The sequence below is a fragment of the [Clostridium] symbiosum ATCC 14940 genome, assembly GCF_000466485.1.
GTDB classification, from domain to species: domain Bacteria; phylum Bacillota; class Clostridia; order Lachnospirales; family Lachnospiraceae; genus Otoolea; species Otoolea symbiosa.
The window spans coordinates 1-18,291 of record NZ_KE993025.1; the positions used below are offsets into that span (position 1 = coordinate 1).

Consider the following 18,291-nt stretch of genomic DNA (forward strand, 5'->3'; position numbering starts at 1 on the left):
CGGCGTCCTCACCTGCTTAACTAAATCTCTATTTGACAAAGACGCCCAGGATATCTATAATTAAAATTCAAAGGCCTTTTAGCGGCCTTTAAATGTAAGAGAAGGATGTGAATTATGAACTTTTTTAGAAATCTGGAATATAAATACGGAAAGTATGCGATCCGCAATCTGATGTATTATATTATCATGATGTATCTGGCGGGAATCCTGCTGAATCTGATTAACCCGATGTTCTATTATCTGTATCTGTCGCTGGACGCTAAGGCAATTCTGAGCGGCCAGATATGGAGAGTCGTGACATTTTTGATTTGTCCTCCGGCGTCGGGGATTTTGTTTAACCTGATTGCCATGTACCTGTACTATTCCCTGGGTACGACACTTGAGCGAACATGGGGAGCGTTCCGGTTTAACGTATACTTTTTCATGGGTGTACTCGGACATATTCTGGCTGCGTTTATCATTTACTTTGTAACGGGGACTTCCTATCCGCTGACAACGTATTATCTGAATGAATCGCTGCTTCTGGCCTTTGCCGTCACATTCCCGGAGCTTCAGTTCTGGCTGATGGGAATTCTGCCGATTAAGGCAAAATGGCTGGGAATCTTCATCGGCGCGCAGTTCCTTTATGACTTCTTCTTTGGCGGAGTAGTTTCGAAGATAGGTATCGGCCTCTCCATGCTCAATTTCGTGATTTTCTTCCTGATGACAAGAAACTACAGACAGGTTAATCCGAAGGAAGTAAAGAGAAAACAGGAATTTAAGTCACAGATGAAAAAGGCTGAGGTTCAGAAGATTCTTCTGACACACCACAAGTGTGCTGTCTGCGGAAGAACGGAAAAGGATGATCCGAACCTGGAATTCCGATTCTGCTCCAAATGTGCGGGCGGCCTTGAGTATTGTATGGATCATTTATATACTCATAAGCATGTCAGCGAGGAAGATTTAAAGGAAATGAGGCAATAATAGCAATACACAGTACGTGAGAAACATGCAAACCGGTGACAGGAGGAAGATTGACCGATGAAGAAAACTAAGATTATCTGTACGATGGGGCCAAATACCAACGATAGGGAGATTATGAAACAGCTCGCTTTGAATGGTATGGATGTAGCCAGATTTAACTTCTCGCATGGGGACTACGAGGAGCATATGGGCCGTTTTAAAATTCTTGAGAGCGTCAGGGAAGAACTGGAGCTTCCGATTGCGGCGCTCCTCGATACCAAGGGACCGGAGATTCGTACGGGAAAGCTGAAGGATGGGAAAAAGGTTATTTTACAGGAGGGTGAAACATATATTCTCACGACGGAAGAGATAATTGGGGATGATAAGAGAGGATATATTAATTATCAGGGACTTGCCGAGGATGTGAAAAAAGGCGACAAAATCCTGATTGACGACGGATTGATTGAACTCGATGTGGCCGAGATAAAGGGACGGGAAATTGTCTGTAAGATAGCTAACGGCGGTGAGCTGGGAGAGCAGAAGGGCGTTAACGTTCCCAATGTTAAAATCAAACTTCCGGCGCTGACCGACAAGGATAAAGATGATATCCGGTTTGGAATAGAGGCTGGATTTGACTTCGTAGCCGCTTCTTTTGTACGAAATGCAGATGCCATCAGAGAAATCAGGCAGATTATAGAAGAAGGCGGTTCCACGATGCAGATCATAGCCAAGATCGAGAATGCGGAGGGGATTGAGAATGTGGATGAGATTATTGAAGCCAGCGACGGCGTGATGGTGGCCCGCGGCGATATGGGCGTGGAGATACCGGCAGAGAAGGTTCCCTATATCCAGAAAATGCTGATCCGCAAATGCAACGAGGCATGCAAGGTGGTTATTACGGCCACCCAGATGCTGGATTCCATGATACGCAACCCGAGGCCGACCAGGGCGGAAGTTACGGATGTGGCCAATGCCGTTTATGACGGAACCGATGCGGTGATGCTGTCCGGTGAAACGGCGATGGGGCATTACCCGGTTGAGGCGGTCAGAATGATGAGCCAGATCGTGGAGGATTCGGAAAAACATCTGGATTATCTCTCCTACCAGAAGAGAAAAGTCAGCGCCGAGAATGTAAGGAACATTTCCAACGCAGTCTGCTATTCTTCCGTATCGACAGCGCATGATCTGGGGGCAAAGGTGATTGTCGCTCCAAGTATCAGCGGTTTTACCACCAGAATGCTTTCCAAGTGGCGTCCTAATGCGCTTATAGCCGGGCTTTCACCAAGTATGTCGGCCGTGAGACAGATGCAGCTTTACTGGGGGGTAAAACCATACCATGCAAAGCGCGCCGAATCGACAGACGTTTTGATTTACTCCTCTGTTGAACTGCTGAAGGAGAAAAAGGTTGTAAAAACGGGAGATATTGTTGTGGCAACGGCAGGCGTGGTGACATATGCAAACCGCCACTCACCGGCAGCCGATACAAATATTATGCGTGTTGTTGAGGTAGACTGATACGGTACCGATGTTACAGTTCAGCCTTCGGCTAAACCGTAACAAATGATGCACAGAAACGGCAAAAAACGTCGTTTCGCGCCGCACAACTCGGGATTTTCGCAAAAAACAGCGAAAACACCTCGCGGAATACATCATGGCTGAACGGTTACGAACCGATACGGCGCGGTGATAAGAAATATTGAGATTTTTGTAAGATTACCGGTTGATTAATCTGCAAAATTAGTGTATAAATAATCTACAGGACAATGGAGTCTGGCCCGAATTCAGGAAAAGCAGTTTCCGGAAGCGGTTCAGGCTCTTTTTATACAAAGGGAGGAATATGGAATGGAGAAGAAACCATTTGTCACATTAGAGAAGCTTAAGGAAATTAATGAGACTTATCCAACCCCGTACCATCTTTACGATGAAAAGGGGATTCGGGAGAATGCGGAGCGTTTAAACAAGGCATTTGCATGGAACAAGGGATTCAGAGAGTATTTTGCCGTGAAGGCCACACCCAATCCATTTATCATTGATATATTGAAAAAGACAGGAAGCGGCGCGGACTGTTCCTCACTTACAGAGCTTATGATGGCAAAGGCTATGAAATTCGAAGGGGAGAAGATCATGTTTTCCTCGAATGATACGCCGCCGGAAGAATTTAAGCTGGCAGATGAGCTGGGAGCCATCATCAATCTCGATGACTTTACCCATATCGATTTTTTGGAGAAGACCATAGGACATATTCCGGAGACAATCAGCTGCCGTTATAATCCGGGCGGCCTGTTCAAAATCAGCAATGATATCATGGACAATCCGGGCGATTCCAAATACGGCATGACAACGGAACAGCTTTTCGAAGCATTTAAGGTGCTGAAGGCAAAAGGAGCGAAGTATTTTGGAATCCATGCATTTTTGGCCAGCAATACGGTGACGAACGAATATTATCCGATGCTCGCAAAGATTCTGTTTGAGGTGGCCGTAAAGCTGAAAGAGGAGACCGGGGCAGATATCCGCTTTATTAATTTGTCAGGAGGGGTGGGAATCCCATACCGTCCGGGCCAGGAGCCGAATGATATTTTTGCAATAGGCGAAGGTGTAAGGAAGGTTTACGAGGAAGTGCTGGTACCGGCAGGAATGGGAGAGGTAGCACTTTACACAGAGCTGGGCCGCTATATGCTGGGGCCTTACGGGTGTCTTGTAACGACTGCCATTCATGAGAAACATACACATAAAGAGTATATTGGCGTAGATGCCTGTGCCGTCAATCTGATGCGCCCGGCCATGTACGGCGCTTATCACCATATTACTGTAATGGGAAAAGAGGACAGGCCGTGTGATCATAAGTATGATGTGGCGGGCTCCCTCTGTGAAAACAACGATAAATTTGCGATTGACCGGATGCTGCCGAAGGTGGATATCGGCGATATTCTTGTAATTCATGATACGGGAGCGCACGGGTTTTCCATGGGATATAATTACAACGGAAAACTGAAATCAGCAGAATTATTGCTGAAAGAGGACGGCTCGGTGCAGATGATCAGACGGGCGGAGACGCCGGAGGATTACTTTGCCACCTTCGACTTCTGTGACATGTTCAAAAAGGGCTGATTTATGTGCTGATTCTGCTATAATGCAAAAAGAGGCATTTTTATTGCAGTCAAAAGTGCAATATTAAGAAAGTCTTCATAATTTATTCAAAGACTATACAAACATTTTCCGGAGAAGCGTGCTATACTATAAACATAATAAATGCACGATACAAATGAATTAAATCCTTTAACCTTTTTGAAATCCGAATTCCTAATGATTTAGCCCTGTGCCAACGGCACAGGGTTTTTTCATTCCAGGATATAAGAGAGATTGCACGAAAGCGATATCTTTGCATAAACGGTTTATCGCAGAAGAAGCAGTTTATACAGCCTCCGGTAATCAATGGGCTTTGCAACATGATCGTTCATTCCGGCTGTCAGTGCCTTTGTAACATCCTCCGCAAACGCATTGGCCGTCAGGGCGATTATCATAATATCCGCGGCCTGGGGATGATGACTGGAACGTATTTTGCGCGCAGCGGTGTAACCGTCCATGACGGGCATCTGTAAATCCATAAGGATGGCAAAGTAGGTTCCCGGTTCTGAATCCAGAAAACGCCGGTACGCCTCCTCTCCGTTGACGGCTCCGTCCACAGTGAAGCCGGCATCGCCAAGAATTGTCTGTGCTATCTCCATATTCAGTTCGTTATCTTCCGCCAGCAACAGGCGCCTGCCTGCCGCTGCCTTCCGGATTTCCTGGATACAGTCACAGAGGTTGTCCGGCTGGTCTGAGGATGGGCCGGATTTTAACAGAAGGGCTGCTTCCTGTTCCAATAATTTCAAGTGGAGGGTGACGGTAAAACGGCTGCCTTTGCCCGGCTCACTCTCCACCTGTATATTACCCTGCATGGCTGTAACGATTCCCAGTGCAATGGGCATACCGAGTCCGGTTCCCTGGATATGGCAGGCTTTGGCGTCCTCTGCCCGGGAAAAAGGGACAAATATGTAATCTAAAAAGTCCTTTGACATTCCGATTCCTGTATCAGCGACCGTGAAAACAAGGCAGCCGTATCCTGGAAGATGGGAGGAAACCTCCTGTACGGCGATGTCGATTCTGCCTCCGTCAGGAGTATACTTGATGGCATTTGTGATCAGGTTAATTAACACCTGACGGATTCTCCCGGCGTCTCCGCACAAATGGTCGTGGGGTGACTTAGGATTATGGAAGCACAGCTCCTGCTTCTTTGCGCAGGCCTGAGGAGAGAGAATCGATTCCACATCTCCCAGCAGCTCTTTCAGGGAGAAGGGAGCCTCTGCCAGTTCAAGCTTTCCTTTTTCTATTTTGGACATGTCCAGAACATCATTAATCAATTCAATGAGGTGATGGCTGGAGAGCGTTATTTTTTTCAGGCAGTCCCTTACCTTTTCAGGATCTTCGGCCTGAGACAGGGCGATGGAGGACATGCCGGTGATGGCGTTCAGCGGAGTTCTGATATCATGGGACATCTGGGCAAGAAAATGGCTCTTCGCCTCATTGGCCTGTTTGGCTGCCTCATATGCCGCCAGCAGCGCTTTGCGGTTGCGCTCCTCCTGCTCTTTCTCTTCCTCGACGCTGTGGGCTGCCAATATCACCTTCACAGGCACTCCATTGCGGCTTTCCGCAAGAATAATATGCATCCGCATCCATCCATAAGCACCGCCGTAATTTCTGCGGTATTCAAGAGCATAAATCATATCGCCCCCCGTAATTCTTCTGCGGATGTCACAAGCCGACAGCTCTTCCATAAACCGTTTCCGATCTTCCTCATGAATGAAATAGCTATAAACCGTTTTCAGATATTCATAGTCCGTACTGCTGCCGAGACGGCAGGCCAGATCGTCCATCAGATTAAATGGCTGGAATGATTCTGTGAGCAGGTCGATGTAGAATACGGAGTGATAAAAAACCGACAGGCCCCTGATAATATTCTGCGATTCAAAATACAGCCTTTTTTGCTGCTGTTCCTCCAGCTCTTTCATCTTTTGTTCATGTATCTGCATATTGGCAAAAATAACTTTACTTACACGGCCGTCTTTTATTTCCGCAATACTAAAGCGCGAACGGACCCAGATAAGGCCCTCCGGGTAAATCCTTCTAAAATCAATGTCATAGACCGGATGCTGCGCAGACAATGTGTTTCGCAGAAAATCCGGGCTTCCGGCACGGCGCATTTTTTCCTTGTCCTCGCTGAAGACATGATCGCGGATAAATTTATCATAGTAAGTACTGAGACTGCCTTTGGGAAATTGCCGGCTTTCCCGGATAAACTCTTCCTGCCAGACTGATTCCTCCATATCGTTGTCCAAATCAAACAGGTAAATGGAATAGTAGCATTGGCACAGTGTCGAAAGCACATCTTCCCGCATCTGCGCCTGCTGCCTGTCGTCCTGTTCGTCGAAGGCGGCGATAACGAAGGGGTGTTTGGAGGAATATCCGTCAATCGGCAGGAGCTTGATACGTCTCCATCCGCCGAATATGTCTCTGAAGATGATTTCGATCTGCTTTTCTCCGTCAGACAGCCTTTTGGAAATAAGCTTCGTATCCGCCAAACCGAGCAGGAGGGGGCGGTAGGGAACGGCCACCTCTTCGGCAGAGTAGACACGGAAAAAGTCTCCAAATTCCGCATATTTGAGGGAGAGCTCCTGAAGGCGTCCTGAAACTTTTATGGCCTTGTAGCTCTGGTCATCCAGATTGCAAAGGAAAATTCCGGTATAACTTTCGCCCAGAGTCTGGATAATGATATCATATTCTTTTTTCAGCATAAAGGTATTGGTGATATTCTGATGATATCCCCTCAGACAGACGCCCTCAGTATAGCTAAAGTCGCGTTTACCGCCACAGCGTATAAAAATCTCTCCCCATTTTGGATGGTGCCAGGTATACTGTACCTCGGCGCGGCCATCGGAAGTGATTCGTTCCACGGCAGACTGCACAAAATCGTAATAGTCGGCGTCAATACGGTCATACCAGACGCGGTAACACTCCTCGGGAGCCGGTTCCGTACTGAAACCCAGCAGTTCCAGCATTGTATGATCCGCATACATCCGCGGCTTTTTTCCTTCGTTAAGTTCTAAAACCCAGAGCCCCATTTGAGCTTCATGGAGGAGTTCCTGTATTTTCTGCGTATCTTTAAAATGATCCGGCATTTATCGATTCCTTTCTATAAAACAAGAATAGTATGCTTCCGCCGGGAGAGGAGCTTAAGTCCGCTGCGGCGGAATATTCATGAATATTTTACATATATATTTCTATTCTATGGTAAAAGTTTGGGCGATGCAAGAAAAAAATGGCTGCTGTACCTTTAAATTGCAGGACAGCAGCCGAAGCTTATATTTTTACGGAAAATTTGTAGCCCAGCCCCCAGACTGTTTTCAGATACCGGGGGTTTTTGGGATCTTCTTCTATCTTGTTTCTGAGATGACTTATGTAAACCATAATCGTATTGGCATCCACGACGGAGCCGTTCCAGACATGCTCATAGAGCTGTTCTTTTGTGAAGACACGGCCGGCATTGCACAGAAACAGCTTCATTAAAACATTCTCCCTGGATGAGAGAGGAATCGGCCGGTTATCTTTAAAGAGTTCCATTGTCATACTGTTATAGCAAAACGGGCCGGCCGTGATAAAATCAGGGAGCGGCCTTGCCGATGGTGTTGGCAGTCTGGCCCTTTTCGGTGACAGAAAGGCTTTCCCGCACTTCCTCAACGCTCTGCTCCGGCGCTAAGACTTCGGCTGCGCTCATCACGGCCTGCCGGGTGGCTGGCTCTAAACTCTGATATTCGCTGCTCAATTTTCCTCACCTCTTTTCCATGCTCAGCAACCACGAAGGCCCGTTCCTTCGTCGTGCCGGATAGCAGAATATCCAGCAGGTACTCCGTATGGGCTTTCTTTTGCAGGGCTTCAATGAACAGCGGGTTCCATTCATCCTCCGGGAACTTTGGTGCGTATTCCTGTTCCCAGCGTTCCAGCAGGTGCAGGTAATCGCACAACACCCGGAAACATTTCTGTTCCGCCTGCCGGTAACGCAGTTCCTCGCTGATTTTTGGCTTGACCGGCCTCCTGCGAGGCGGGCTATGGCCCTTGGCGTCATAGCCGATAGAGAAATCCTCCGCCAGCTTTAACGCCGCTTCCTTGCCGCTCAGCCCGAACAGGCGGGCAGTGAAATCAATCACATCCCCGTCCGCCTGACAGCCGAAGCAGTGGAACCGGCGGTCAACCTTCATGCTGGGATGCCTGTCCTTGTGAAAGGGACAGGCATCCCGTTTCTTCCTACCCGGATTCCATAATGCTCCACAGCCTGCCGGATAGTGACAGACTGTTTTACCGCTTCATATACATTCGATTTTCCCACCTCCTGACAAAACAAGCGATTACTTTCTCTCCGTCAGAAATCAGATGCTTTACAACTCCATATCTTGTTTTGGGGCCGGGGAAATCCGCCCCTCACGTTCCCAACGCTCCCGGTTCTTCCGATCAGCGTCCGCCTTGCCCCTTGCCAGCTTATCCTTGATGGATTCTCTTGCCTTTGCCTTAATCTGCGCTTTGCCAGCCTGTTTGACCTCCGGCTGCATAAGCGTCCTCTGGATTTTTTACCAGGGCGTGCTGCATGGCATTTTTGATTTTGCTGATAACTCCATCCAGACGGGCGGCGGCGTATTCCCGTTCCTTCTGCGGGGCCTTCCGCTCCGGCGAAAGCACCCATTTTTTCGTTTCCTCCACCAGACGAATATCTTCCTTGTGGGTTTCCTGCCGGACAGCATCGGTCACTATCTCCACCGCCTTGTCATAGGCCACATCGGAAACATCGTCCAGCAGCGTCTCCACGTCCTCAATTTTGAGCGTCAGTTCTTCCAGCTTCTGCTCCTGCGCTGCCAGCTGCTCCTTCTGCTTCATCAGGATATAATCCTGCTTTTCCAGATACTCCCGCCCGCCGTAAGCCGGTTCCTGTTCCAGATGCAGGCCATGCCGCTCTGCGATGTCAAACAGAATCGTCCGGCAGACTGCATCAAAGGTCTGCTTGCGGTTGTTGCTCCGGCTTTTTGGCTTGTCTGGGTGTGGGAGAGGGATACCCAATTCCTCCAGCGCCTTTTCCTGCTGGGGGCAGAGTTCGCCGTATCGGTTCTCACAGTCAAAGACATGATGCTCATGGATGGGGGGCGTACCCTCGTCCAGATGGAGCGCCCAGTCCAGGATGTGGATATGGGAACCGAAACGGCGCTCAAATTCCTCATAAAACTCGTTGACGATGCGAAAAAGCGTTTCCGGCGAAACGGATTCCTCCAGCGTACCAATCTGGTAGATGCTTTCCTCCGGGCAGGTCTTGTTGTTTTTCAGTAAGTCCTCCACGGTGCGGTTGCGCTCCCCTCCGGCCAACTGCGCTCCAGCCGGCACAGCAGGGGATACTTCCGGCTGAACTCCGCCAGCCTGCGCTTCAAGCTGGCGTTAAAGGTGTAGATGCTGGCAAGGATCTCCGCCTCGTTCCAGTTGATGATGGTTTCTTTCTCATACTTAGACAGCTTCCTCATACATATCCTCCTCATAATCCGTATTGGCTTGCAGCACACGCAGGCTGCGCTTGAGATGGCGGTATTCGTCCATCTCCATGCGCAGATGGTGGTAAAAAGCCTCGTACCAGCTTTCATCCACCTCCGTCTCCACCTTCCGGGCTAGCTCAAGCATCCGGCGTTTGGCCTCTGGGTCAACGGTCAGGGCGGTCAGCCATTTCAGCCGTGTCACCGTATTGTGCCGGTTGGGACAGGCGAAAACGTAAAGAATCTTCTTTTCCTTCTTACTCAGTTTCATAATGATGTTCCTCCTTTTCTTTGTGGCGGAGCGATACGCCCCATATGGTTTACTTGTTTCTGTCTGCCGTTTTCTGCACGCGAAAGGTTCCTGCCCGGATTTTCTCCCAGCGTATCGGCCTCTTTGGTGCGCTCGATTTCTGTCATGGCGTCACTTCCCCGGAGGTCATCCCCTTGCAGCCAGTCATTTAATTTTCAAGGTTCAGTGCTTGTCTGCAAGAATCATTTTAGCGTAAAAAGAGGGCTGCTTCCGTATATCCAAGAGGTCGGAAAAACGATCGAAATCCGCATATTTCCACGCTTTTGGAAACGTGCTATAATAGATAGCGAGTACAGGAAACTGTTGGCAAAAGGGGGCTTTAGAATGTACACAAAACTGTCAATCCCGGAACGGCTCAAAGACCTGCGGGTGGTAGACAAGCTTCAGGCCCTGCATCTGAGTGATGCTATGGTAGAACTTTTGAGCAGCGGAAAAATCAACAACCGGCTTCTCTGCGAACTGGCTACCCATCCAAACTTTCAGCGGTTGATGGTCGATATGGAAATCTTCATCGACCGGATTGCCGATATGCGGATTGAGCAGATGAACCTTATACTGGAAGCCACCCGGCAGACGGTAATCCGTGACCATGCGCCGGGGGAGAATGACCTTTATATGCGGACGTTGGAACTGGGACAGGTACAGGAAAGCGACTTTTTCAGCACGTCCTCCATGACGATCTGGATAGCATTGTCCGGGATATCCGGGAGGCCCATGTAAAAGACAAGACCACCGCCGATCCGCAGCCCACGCTGGAGGATGTGAAAGAACAATTTGAACTGGCCATGCAGCAGGGCAGCAACGAGGAACTGGTGAACCATGAATTCTGCGAACAGATGCAGATACCCTTTGAGAAGATTTCCTCAGAGGATTTCTCGGCATTCCTGCGGATACTGAGCCTGTCCAAGCTACTCAAAAATCCCAACAATAAGAGAGGAAAGGCCAGCCCTATCCCACCCAACCGGAAAGCCAGACGACGCCGGAAATAAAAAGAGCCGCCCGCCGGATGACTCCAGTGAGTGGCTCAAAAGATGATGCTGCCCTTACATGGGCTTTGTGGTTCTGATATATGGAAAATATATTTCAATAACGGAATCCGTGACTCCGCTTTTGTAAACCTTGCGGATGTCCGTGACCGTTCCCGCCGGTGCGTGTTTCAGGTATGCAAGCAATTTCCGGCTATTAGCAAAATGGCAATGCTGGCCGTTTGTGCGTTCAATGCGGTATCTCATAGCGTCTCCTATCTGTACACCAGCTCTGCGAGGATGATTTCCTCTGCCCGGCTGCGGATACTGTTCATAGACTGTACCCAGCAGAGCCAGTACAAAGGAATACAACCCCTTTCGCATTATAGTTAATTTCTACATACTCATATTTTTTCATTCTTCAAAACTCCTTTCAAATACAAATTTATCTTTGGGTGTATTGACTTTTACAAACTGGATTTTTATAACCAAACGCCCCAATCGCCATAATTAAATGTGCCACTGCCATGACAAAGTTTCCCATTTTCTTTAAGTTCCTCAAATGCTTTTCGCATACGGATTAAAATTTCCGGCTGTATATCCAATGAATGATGTGCGGGGAATACTTTTTTTACTGGCAATGCAGAAATCTTTTTCAATGAAGCAAGATATGCTTCAGGGTCAGTAGAAGGATAGTATGCAAACAGTATATCTTTATATACCAAATCGCCAGTAAATAAGTATCCTTTGTCTTTTTCCCAAAAGCACAAATGCCCTGGTGAATGTCCAGGTGTATGCAACACTTCAATTTGCCGTTCGCCAATATCTATCACATCATGGTCAGTTACAATTTTTGTTGGCATTCCTTGAAAAAGCTCGTAATCATATACATTGAAGTTATTTGGTAAATCACAACGGTCAATAACCATTTTCCTAATTGTTTCTATCGATAAAGGAAATTTTCCATTAAGCCAATCCAATTCTTCAGCATGAGCATAAAAGTCTGGAAAATATTGGTGTCCACCAATATGATCCCAATGAATGTGTGTTGCAACTGCCGTAATAGGCTTATTTGTGAATTTTATAACTTCATCGTATATGTTTGAAATGCCAAGTCCTGTGTCAATAAGTAGGCTTCGCTCGCTTCCATTTAATAAATAGCAATGCGTTTCTTCCCAATGTCGATATTCACTGATAATATAAGTATTATCATCTACTCTATCTATTGTAAACCAGTTATCCATAGCCTGCATACTCCCTTCAAATAAAATTTATCTTGGATTTATTGACCTTTACAAATTGAGATTTATCCTTTCAAATTCTTCAAAGCAGACGGATTATTCTCTAAGAATTCTCCAATAGTGGGACATCTTTCTAAATCCAAACAATCGCCACAAGTAGCAACACCCTTTTCTAATGCACACTGGCGAATACCACACATATTATCACAAAATACGGTTTTAATTCCGTCAACACGACAGCCTTGACAGTTAATATGCTCAGGAAGAATAGGTGCATTATTTAATTCAGCCCATAGCTTCGCAGTTTTTTTTCGTAATTCTTGGTTGTCATTGATTGTTGCAATATATGCATCACATTTTTCACAATCCAGTCCACAATATGCAATCATTTTTTTCATGGTTATGTACCCCCATAATTTCAAATTTATCAATTTCGTATCTTCTAGCATTCTTCTATTTTCAAATCATTACCTTGTTGAATTTATAGCCACCCCCAGACAGTTAATATGTACTGTGGATAGTCTGGGGACGGCTCTATCTTCTTTCTTAGCTTCCTTGTGAATGATGTGAGGTTGCTTTCCTTTGGTGCATTCCTATTACCTCCTTATGTATCAAAACTGTTGAATTGGAATTTGTCATAATGAATTAAGGATATTATAGGTTTAAGTAGTAGCAAGACTTTGATTTTTTATCCAGATATAGCAGATAACCACTCCGATTAAGGCTATCCCTCCCGTGGTTATATATGGTAATTCAATATTGCTTTCATACAGATACCCAGTTAATAAAGGAGCAATAACTTTGCTAAGATTTCCGGCGGTACTGGCAAATCCCATCAGTGTTCCTTTATGCTGATTGTCAGTTTTTGAAAGAGTTGCGTTTAATGTGGGTACTGTAATAGCAGAAGATACCGCAAATAAGCCAAAAACCACCAACACACTAACAAACCCAGTTGTCAATACCATGGCAAACGCTACTAAGGCTTTGCAAAACATACCTATCAGTATTAGTCGCTTCTCACCAATTTTTTTTGCTAAAGGACCAGTCAAAAAGCCTTGTACTACAATCAAAATACCTGCTAGAGTCATCCAAATAACACCAACTTGCTTAGTGGAAAATCCAAACTTATCTACGACATACAGCCCCGTAATTCCTTGCAAGCCTGTTTGACAGAAATGCACGACGAAAATAAGTATCAAAACCATTCCTGCTGAGCCAAAAATTATACTTTTCAGGTCTGAAAAATCAAAGGGTTTTCTTTTTTCCGTCTGTCCTGAACGCTCAATTGACTCTGGCAAAAGTGTTAGAATTAGCAGAAAGGCTATAAATGAAATGCCGGCTCCTGTAAAAAATGGGAACGCAAGCGAATAGCCTGCAAGAATGCCTCCCAATAATGGTCCCATCATTACGCCAACGCTCATTGAAGCTCCAAGTTGACTCATATTCTTGCTTCTTTCTTCCTCCGAGCTGGAATCTCCAACATATGCCAAAGATGCAACGGACGTAGCAGATGACAAAATACCCGATAAACTGCGAGCTATAAATAGCGTCCAAAAGGATGAAGCCAAACCGAACAGGAACAAACTGATGGAATATCCTATAATACCAATGCTGATAATCGGCTTTCTACCAATTCGGTCGGACAGTGCACCCCAAAAAGGTGCGCATACTGTTTGTGCCAGAGCATATACGGCAGTGAGCCATCCAAGCTCACGACCGCCAGCACCTAGATTTTCCATGTAAAATGGCATGACCGGAAGAATTAAGCTATATCCTAACGCAATCACCAAAGTAGCAAGCTTTAAAGCGAAAATCGGCTTTTTATTCATCAATCGTCACCGTCCCCTCCGAGCCGTCCACCGTTATCATTTGTCCATTTTTAATACTTCTCGTGGCTGTGTGTGTCGCCATAACGGCAGGGATACCACATTCCCGTGCAACAATACTTGAATGACTGAGAGGACCTCCAATATCCGTTACAATTCCACTTGCAGAGGCAAATAAGGGTGTCCAAGCCGGAGTTGTAGTAACGGCAACCAAAACACTTCCCGGCTGGAAATTTTTAAAATCTGCCGGACTATTTAGTACGCAGGCACGAGCTGTCACGACACCAGAACTGGTTCCTATACCCCTCAACACGGTTTTTCCATCTTTTTGTTTCTGTGGTGCATGTGATATACTTTTTACTTTCTTCTCAGGTAACTGAGCTGGTGGCACATAGCCCTGATACTTTTTGAGTTCCGCTTTTCGCTCAAGTATCGAATTTCTTCTATCAGATAAAGGTATATTTTCGTCTAACTGTATTATGAGTTTTTCCAATTCCAATTTTGTGAGCCAATAAATATCATCTATATGCGAAGTAGCTCCGCCACGTATAAGGCGTGCTGAAATTTCATGAAACATCCGGCGAATCAGAGGATGCCCCATTCCCATCAAATAAATAGCATTTTCACGCATAGGAGCAGTTTCCTGCGCCCAATGGAGCAACTTCAAAAACAGTTTTTTGCGTGAGCTACCTATATGTTGTATAATTTCTTCTTCTGCCTGTTTCCTATGCTTTTCAAATTTGGATTGACGTAAAAAAGGACTTTCAACTTTGCCTTCTACAAAGGTTTTTATGGATTCAAAGGTTGGTGTAAGTGTTTCCTGCGGTGTGGAATATGCAAAATCAAATTCATAAGCGGTACGACCAAACTCTTTAAAATACTGATTGATTCGATTTTTCCATTCTATCCATACTTCCAGCGAAACTCCGTCAGGCGGAACTGAGGACATAAAATTTTCCGCTATCTTTGCTGTTGGATTACTTTGCAGATAAAGGTTGAGAGTATTATTTTGCTTTACCCATTCCGAGAGACTCCACAGGTTCTTTTCGGCTTGCAGAGCAATCGTATCAAATCCAAGCAGGAAAACAGAAGTATCTGTTATACCAGCGCGACAAGCCGCTCCCTGAAAAAATTTTGTAAATAATGTTTCGCTGATAGAGGCGGCTGGCAATGTAAGCTGAATCCTCGTGAAATAAATACACGCTCCATAAAATACAGTCTGAATCCCCTCCATTATTTGATGAGCATTCAGCATATGCATGGGCTTTTCTTCCCATTGTTTAATCACATCCTCAAATTCTTTTCGTGCTGTTTCCCAGCGTGCAACACTATTCGTGAGCGCACGGCGTAAAGATCGGGGGGAAAGGGATTTGACAGCAATCAAAAGAGGCTTTGAATTAGCGGAAAGATAGACATATCCGTTAATAAGCGTATATGCTCCGTTTTCTGGCAGTAGCTTTTTCGCACTTTTACCAAACATATCTATCCATAAAAGCGCCGACGCACGGTTGACTATTTCAAGCCCAAGTGTGGCGAATAAGGGCGTAACAGGATTTGGCAAGTGTTCCGCTAGACTGCCTCTTGTATATATAACATTCTTTTCCGGTAACGTCCATTCCGGCGGTAGGACAGTAATAGGGCGAGCCTGAACAATATACAACTTATCTTTTTCCAGTGCCCACTCTACATCCATAGGCATTTCATAATACTTCTCAATTTTTTTTCCAAGCTGTGTCAATCGCATAACTTGATTGCGAGTAAGAGCATGTTTTTTTCTCAACTGTTCAGGAGTTGGGATTTCTTTTGTTCCATCTGAGTTGCGGACTGTCATAATCTCTTTGTTTGCTACTTCATACGATACAATTCGTTCAGCATTTTTATCTACAACGATTGTATCAGGGGTGACTAAGCTAGAAACCACCGATTCGCCAAGTCCCCATGCGGCGTTAACAATCATTTCGCTGCGTCTGCCATTGATAGGGTTTAGCGTAAACATAACGCCGGACGCATCGGAAAACGCAAGCTTTTGTACTACAACAGCAAGTGCGACAATTTCCTGCTTTATATCATTCTTCACGCGGTAAGCAATAGCGCGGGCTGTCCATAGGGAAGCCCAGCACCTCTTTACAGCGTCAAGAACTTCATTCTCACCTTGTATGTTTAGATAGGTTTCCTGCTGGCCTGCAAAAGAAGCGTCGGGCAAATCCTCGGCGGTTGCGGAGGAACGGACAGCCACCGCTATATTTCCCAATCCGGCATATGCGGTTTTAATTGCATCTGATACTTCCTGCGGCATTTCTCCATTATGGAAAAGCATCCCTATCTGCGTAGATGCATTTTCAAGCTGGCTGGTATTGTTAGAGTCAATACCGTCCAGCAACTTATTAATGTGAGGCTGAATATGGTTCTTTTCAACAAAAATCTTGTATGAAGTAGTCGTAACATGAAAGCCCTCCGGCACAGGGATACCCGCTGTCAAAAGTTTTGATAAAGACATACCTTTTCCGCCGACCATTTCAACGGTTGCCTGTTTATGCAACAAGGGTAGAGTATAATAAATCATAATAATTCATCTCCATCATTCATAATTCCGTGTAGAAATATATCCATTGTTTCATTAAGCATTTTCTCCGGACTGGCTGATGGTCGGGATGTGTAAATGATTGATATAATGGAGTTAATTAACAAACGCGTCATGAGATCGGCATTCGTCTTACGGAAGACGCCTGATTCCATTCCATTTTCAATTACAGATTTTATAATATCCTGATATGCGTAACGCGCAGTTTTCAGCCGCTTTCGATAATCTTCTTCTAAATAGTCAGATTCTGTATTTAACCACATCAGCACCGTTCGATACTGCTTTGGTACTCCAAGATGATTCAGCATGATTTTTCTAAGACACTGTTCCGGCGAGGATTCATCGGCAATAATCCTATGAACCTTTTTAATTGTTTCTTCTATTTCTTTCTCAACTGCATATACAACAATTTCGTCTTTCGTTTTGAAAAAATCATACAGACTGGACTTTCCCATGTTTGCTAAAATCGCAATTTCCCTCATTGATGTTTTTTGGAATCCATTTTTCTCTATGAGCTGCAAAGCAACACTGATTATTTCTTCTCGGCGCTCTTCTTGTTGTTCTGGTGTAAGAATAATTCCTTTTGGCATATTATGATACCTCCTTGTAACGACCATCGGTCGTTTCTTATTTCGTTTTCATTATATAGAGACCGATGGTCGCTTGTCAAGGCCGATTTTTATACAAAAAGATGCCATATTACAGTTTTAATTGACTGCAATATGGCATTGTTTATTTAATTTAACAGGAAAGTTCTCCTGTTAAATTAAAACCGCTCCGCAAAGGAGCGCAACTCTAAAGAAGGCTTGTTCACTAAGCTCGCTACACTCGCTAAGTGAGCCAATGCCTGCGGCGGCAGGAGCTTACCGCTGGTGCGGCAGGTTCTTTTCAATTGGAATCACGCTGGGCATGGACGCCACAAATTTTTTTGTTTCCTCGATAAACATGCGGACGGCCTTTGCACCGGAGGGATTGGCTTCTCTCTGGGTCACGAGATAGATTGTCCGGGCGGGCAGCTCCGGTTCGGGTGATGAGATGACAATATTTCCGTCGCGGTTAATCATCTCCGCCACACAGAGCGGGACAGCAGCCCATGCACGTTCTGACTGGAGAAAAAACTCAATCAGGGTCGGAGTGTCGACAGTGACCTTTGGTTTTGTGATAGGACTCCAGTTTCGGTTATGCCAGATTTCAAATTCCACGCCCAGGTCAATATAAGTCTCGTCCTCCACGGACAGCGACTCCACTTTTATAATATCCGGATAGGAGGAGTAGCGCCGGTCACTGACCAGAACCATCGGCTCACAGAAAATAGGCGAAGTGACAAGATTCCTGGATGGAAACGGCCGGGATACAAAGCCAATATCCAGGAGGTAATTGTCCATAAGATTATAAATGGTATTGTTCCAGTGGGTGCTGATTGTAAGTCTCAGCTGGCTGCTGCCGGAGAAACGGCTGTAAAGGCCGGTAAATAAAAAAGAATTGATGCTGTGCGGCGCTGAAACCTTCAGTTCATAGCAGGACAAGTTCTCCTTCCAGGTTTTAATATCTTTTTCCACCTCCAGATAACGGCTGGCCAGGGTAAGGAATTCGTTGCCTTTCGGAGTCAGGGTCACTCCTTTGATTCCGGGGCGCCGGTTCACGAGAGGACTTCCGATTTCTGACTCCAGATTGGTCAGGCGGCTGCTGATTGTAGATTGGGATACAAACAGTTTATCGGCAGCTTTAGACAGGTTCCTGGTCTCGGTGATAGCCAGAAAAGCCTCAATTTCAAGGGGGTTCATACAGCACTTCCTCCTAATATATAAGTGTAGGGTTTCAGTACC

16 protein-coding genes and 3 pseudogenes are annotated in these 18,291 nt (G+C 45.9%); 5 read left to right on the forward strand and 14 right to left on the reverse strand.

Annotated elements, in window-relative coordinates:
• Window positions 1–114: 114 nt before the first annotated feature.
• The 3 genes from CLOSYM_RS19875 (at window position 115) to CLOSYM_RS19885 (ending at window position 4,050) form a co-directional block, all read left to right on the forward strand.
• Complete coding sequence (locus CLOSYM_RS19875; protein WP_003498977.1) at window positions 115–963, forward strand: rhomboid family intramembrane serine protease; 849 nt, start codon at window positions 115–117, stop codon at window positions 961–963.
• A gap of 57 nt (window positions 964–1,020) precedes the next feature.
• Window positions 1,021–2,457 carry a pyruvate kinase gene (gene pyk / locus CLOSYM_RS19880; RefSeq protein WP_003498975.1) on the forward strand — a complete coding sequence of 479 codons (1,437 nt, stop codon included), beginning with the start codon at window positions 1,021–1,023 and terminating at the stop codon, window positions 2,455–2,457.
• 327 nt (window positions 2,458–2,784) lie between these two features.
• Entirely contained in the window at window positions 2,785–4,050 is a 1,266-nt protein-coding gene (locus CLOSYM_RS19885; protein WP_003498973.1) for a diaminopimelate decarboxylase, read from the forward strand.
• Window positions 4,051–4,334: 284 nt separating this feature from the next.
• Here the strand turns inward: CLOSYM_RS19885 and CLOSYM_RS19890 are convergent, their stop codons facing one another.
• From CLOSYM_RS19890 to CLOSYM_RS23105, 7 genes and pseudogenes are all read right to left on the reverse strand, one after another.
• The gene (locus tag CLOSYM_RS19890) at window positions 4,335–7,157 is read right to left on the reverse strand and encodes a PAS domain-containing hybrid sensor histidine kinase/response regulator (protein ID WP_021643534.1); all 2,823 of its coding nucleotides are present in this window, start codon (window positions 7,155–7,157) and stop codon (window positions 4,335–4,337) included.
• A gap of 181 nt (window positions 7,158–7,338) precedes the next feature.
• A complete protein-coding gene (locus CLOSYM_RS23550) occupies window positions 7,339–7,605 on the reverse strand; it encodes a winged helix-turn-helix domain-containing protein (RefSeq protein ID WP_330362926.1) in 267 nt (88 codons plus the stop codon).
• 107 nt (window positions 7,606–7,712) lie between these two features.
• Window positions 7,713–8,377: pseudogene (locus tag CLOSYM_RS19900) on the reverse strand (CHC2 zinc finger domain-containing protein).
• Between the two features lie 34 nt (window positions 8,378–8,411).
• Window positions 8,412–9,372: pseudogene (locus CLOSYM_RS23560) on the reverse strand (serine/arginine repetitive matrix protein 2); the annotation flags it as partial.
• Entirely contained in the window at window positions 9,342–9,536 is a 195-nt protein-coding gene (locus tag CLOSYM_RS19910; RefSeq protein ID WP_021643542.1) for a hypothetical protein, read from the reverse strand. The gene CLOSYM_RS19910 and the pseudogene CLOSYM_RS23560, both read right to left, overlap by 31 nt.
• The gene (locus CLOSYM_RS19915) at window positions 9,520–9,813 is read right to left on the reverse strand and encodes a hypothetical protein (RefSeq protein ID WP_021643543.1); all 294 of its coding nucleotides are present in this window, start codon (window positions 9,811–9,813) and stop codon (window positions 9,520–9,522) included. The genes CLOSYM_RS19910 and CLOSYM_RS19915 overlap by 17 nt, the downstream gene beginning before the upstream one ends.
• A complete protein-coding gene (locus CLOSYM_RS23105; protein WP_021643544.1) occupies window positions 9,810–9,959 on the reverse strand; it encodes a hypothetical protein in 150 nt (49 codons plus the stop codon). Before CLOSYM_RS23105 ends, CLOSYM_RS19915 begins: the two co-directional genes overlap by 4 nt.
• Window positions 9,960–10,176: 217 nt before the next feature.
• Between CLOSYM_RS23105 and CLOSYM_RS24375 the strand changes: the two genes are divergently transcribed.
• On the forward strand, window positions 10,177–10,572 hold the full coding sequence (locus tag CLOSYM_RS24375; RefSeq protein WP_330362927.1) for a hypothetical protein: 396 nt from the start codon (window positions 10,177–10,179) through the stop codon (window positions 10,570–10,572).
• 41 nt (window positions 10,573–10,613) lie between these two features.
• Window positions 10,614–10,841: a hypothetical protein gene (locus tag CLOSYM_RS24380; RefSeq protein WP_021643546.1), complete on the forward strand. Its 228-nt coding sequence runs from the start codon at window positions 10,614–10,616 to the stop codon at window positions 10,839–10,841.
• Between the two features lie 458 nt (window positions 10,842–11,299).
• On the opposite strand, the gene CLOSYM_RS19930 is transcribed toward CLOSYM_RS24380, so the two are convergent.
• From CLOSYM_RS19930 to CLOSYM_RS19955, 7 genes and pseudogenes are all read right to left on the reverse strand, one after another.
• Window positions 11,300–12,061: an MBL fold metallo-hydrolase gene (locus tag CLOSYM_RS19930; protein WP_044902988.1), complete on the reverse strand. Its 762-nt coding sequence runs from the start codon at window positions 12,059–12,061 to the stop codon at window positions 11,300–11,302.
• A gap of 62 nt (window positions 12,062–12,123) precedes the next feature.
• Window positions 12,124–12,456, reverse strand: a complete 333-nt coding sequence (locus tag CLOSYM_RS19935; RefSeq protein ID WP_044902989.1) for a DUF3795 domain-containing protein — start codon at window positions 12,454–12,456, stop codon at window positions 12,124–12,126.
• Between the two features lie 61 nt (window positions 12,457–12,517).
• Window positions 12,518–12,638 (reverse strand): annotated as a pseudogene (locus tag CLOSYM_RS23565) (winged helix-turn-helix domain-containing protein); the annotation flags it as partial.
• A gap of 82 nt (window positions 12,639–12,720) precedes the next feature.
• Window positions 12,721–13,887, reverse strand: coding sequence for an MFS transporter (locus CLOSYM_RS19940; RefSeq protein WP_002602374.1), 1,167 nt, complete (start codon window positions 13,885–13,887; stop codon window positions 12,721–12,723).
• Window positions 13,880–16,447: a PEP/pyruvate-binding domain-containing protein gene (locus tag CLOSYM_RS19945; protein ID WP_021643550.1), complete on the reverse strand. Its 2,568-nt coding sequence runs from the start codon at window positions 16,445–16,447 to the stop codon at window positions 13,880–13,882. Before CLOSYM_RS19945 ends, CLOSYM_RS19940 begins: the two co-directional genes overlap by 8 nt.
• Window positions 16,444–17,055 carry a TetR/AcrR family transcriptional regulator gene (locus CLOSYM_RS19950; protein WP_021643551.1) on the reverse strand — a complete coding sequence of 204 codons (612 nt, stop codon included), beginning with the start codon at window positions 17,053–17,055 and terminating at the stop codon, window positions 16,444–16,446. Before CLOSYM_RS19950 ends, CLOSYM_RS19945 begins: the two co-directional genes overlap by 4 nt.
• Window positions 17,056–17,328: 273 nt before the next feature.
• Window positions 17,329–18,249 carry a LysR family transcriptional regulator gene (locus tag CLOSYM_RS19955; RefSeq protein WP_009296061.1) on the reverse strand — a complete coding sequence of 307 codons (921 nt, stop codon included), beginning with the start codon at window positions 18,247–18,249 and terminating at the stop codon, window positions 17,329–17,331.
• Window positions 18,250–18,291: the final 42 nt, after the last annotated feature.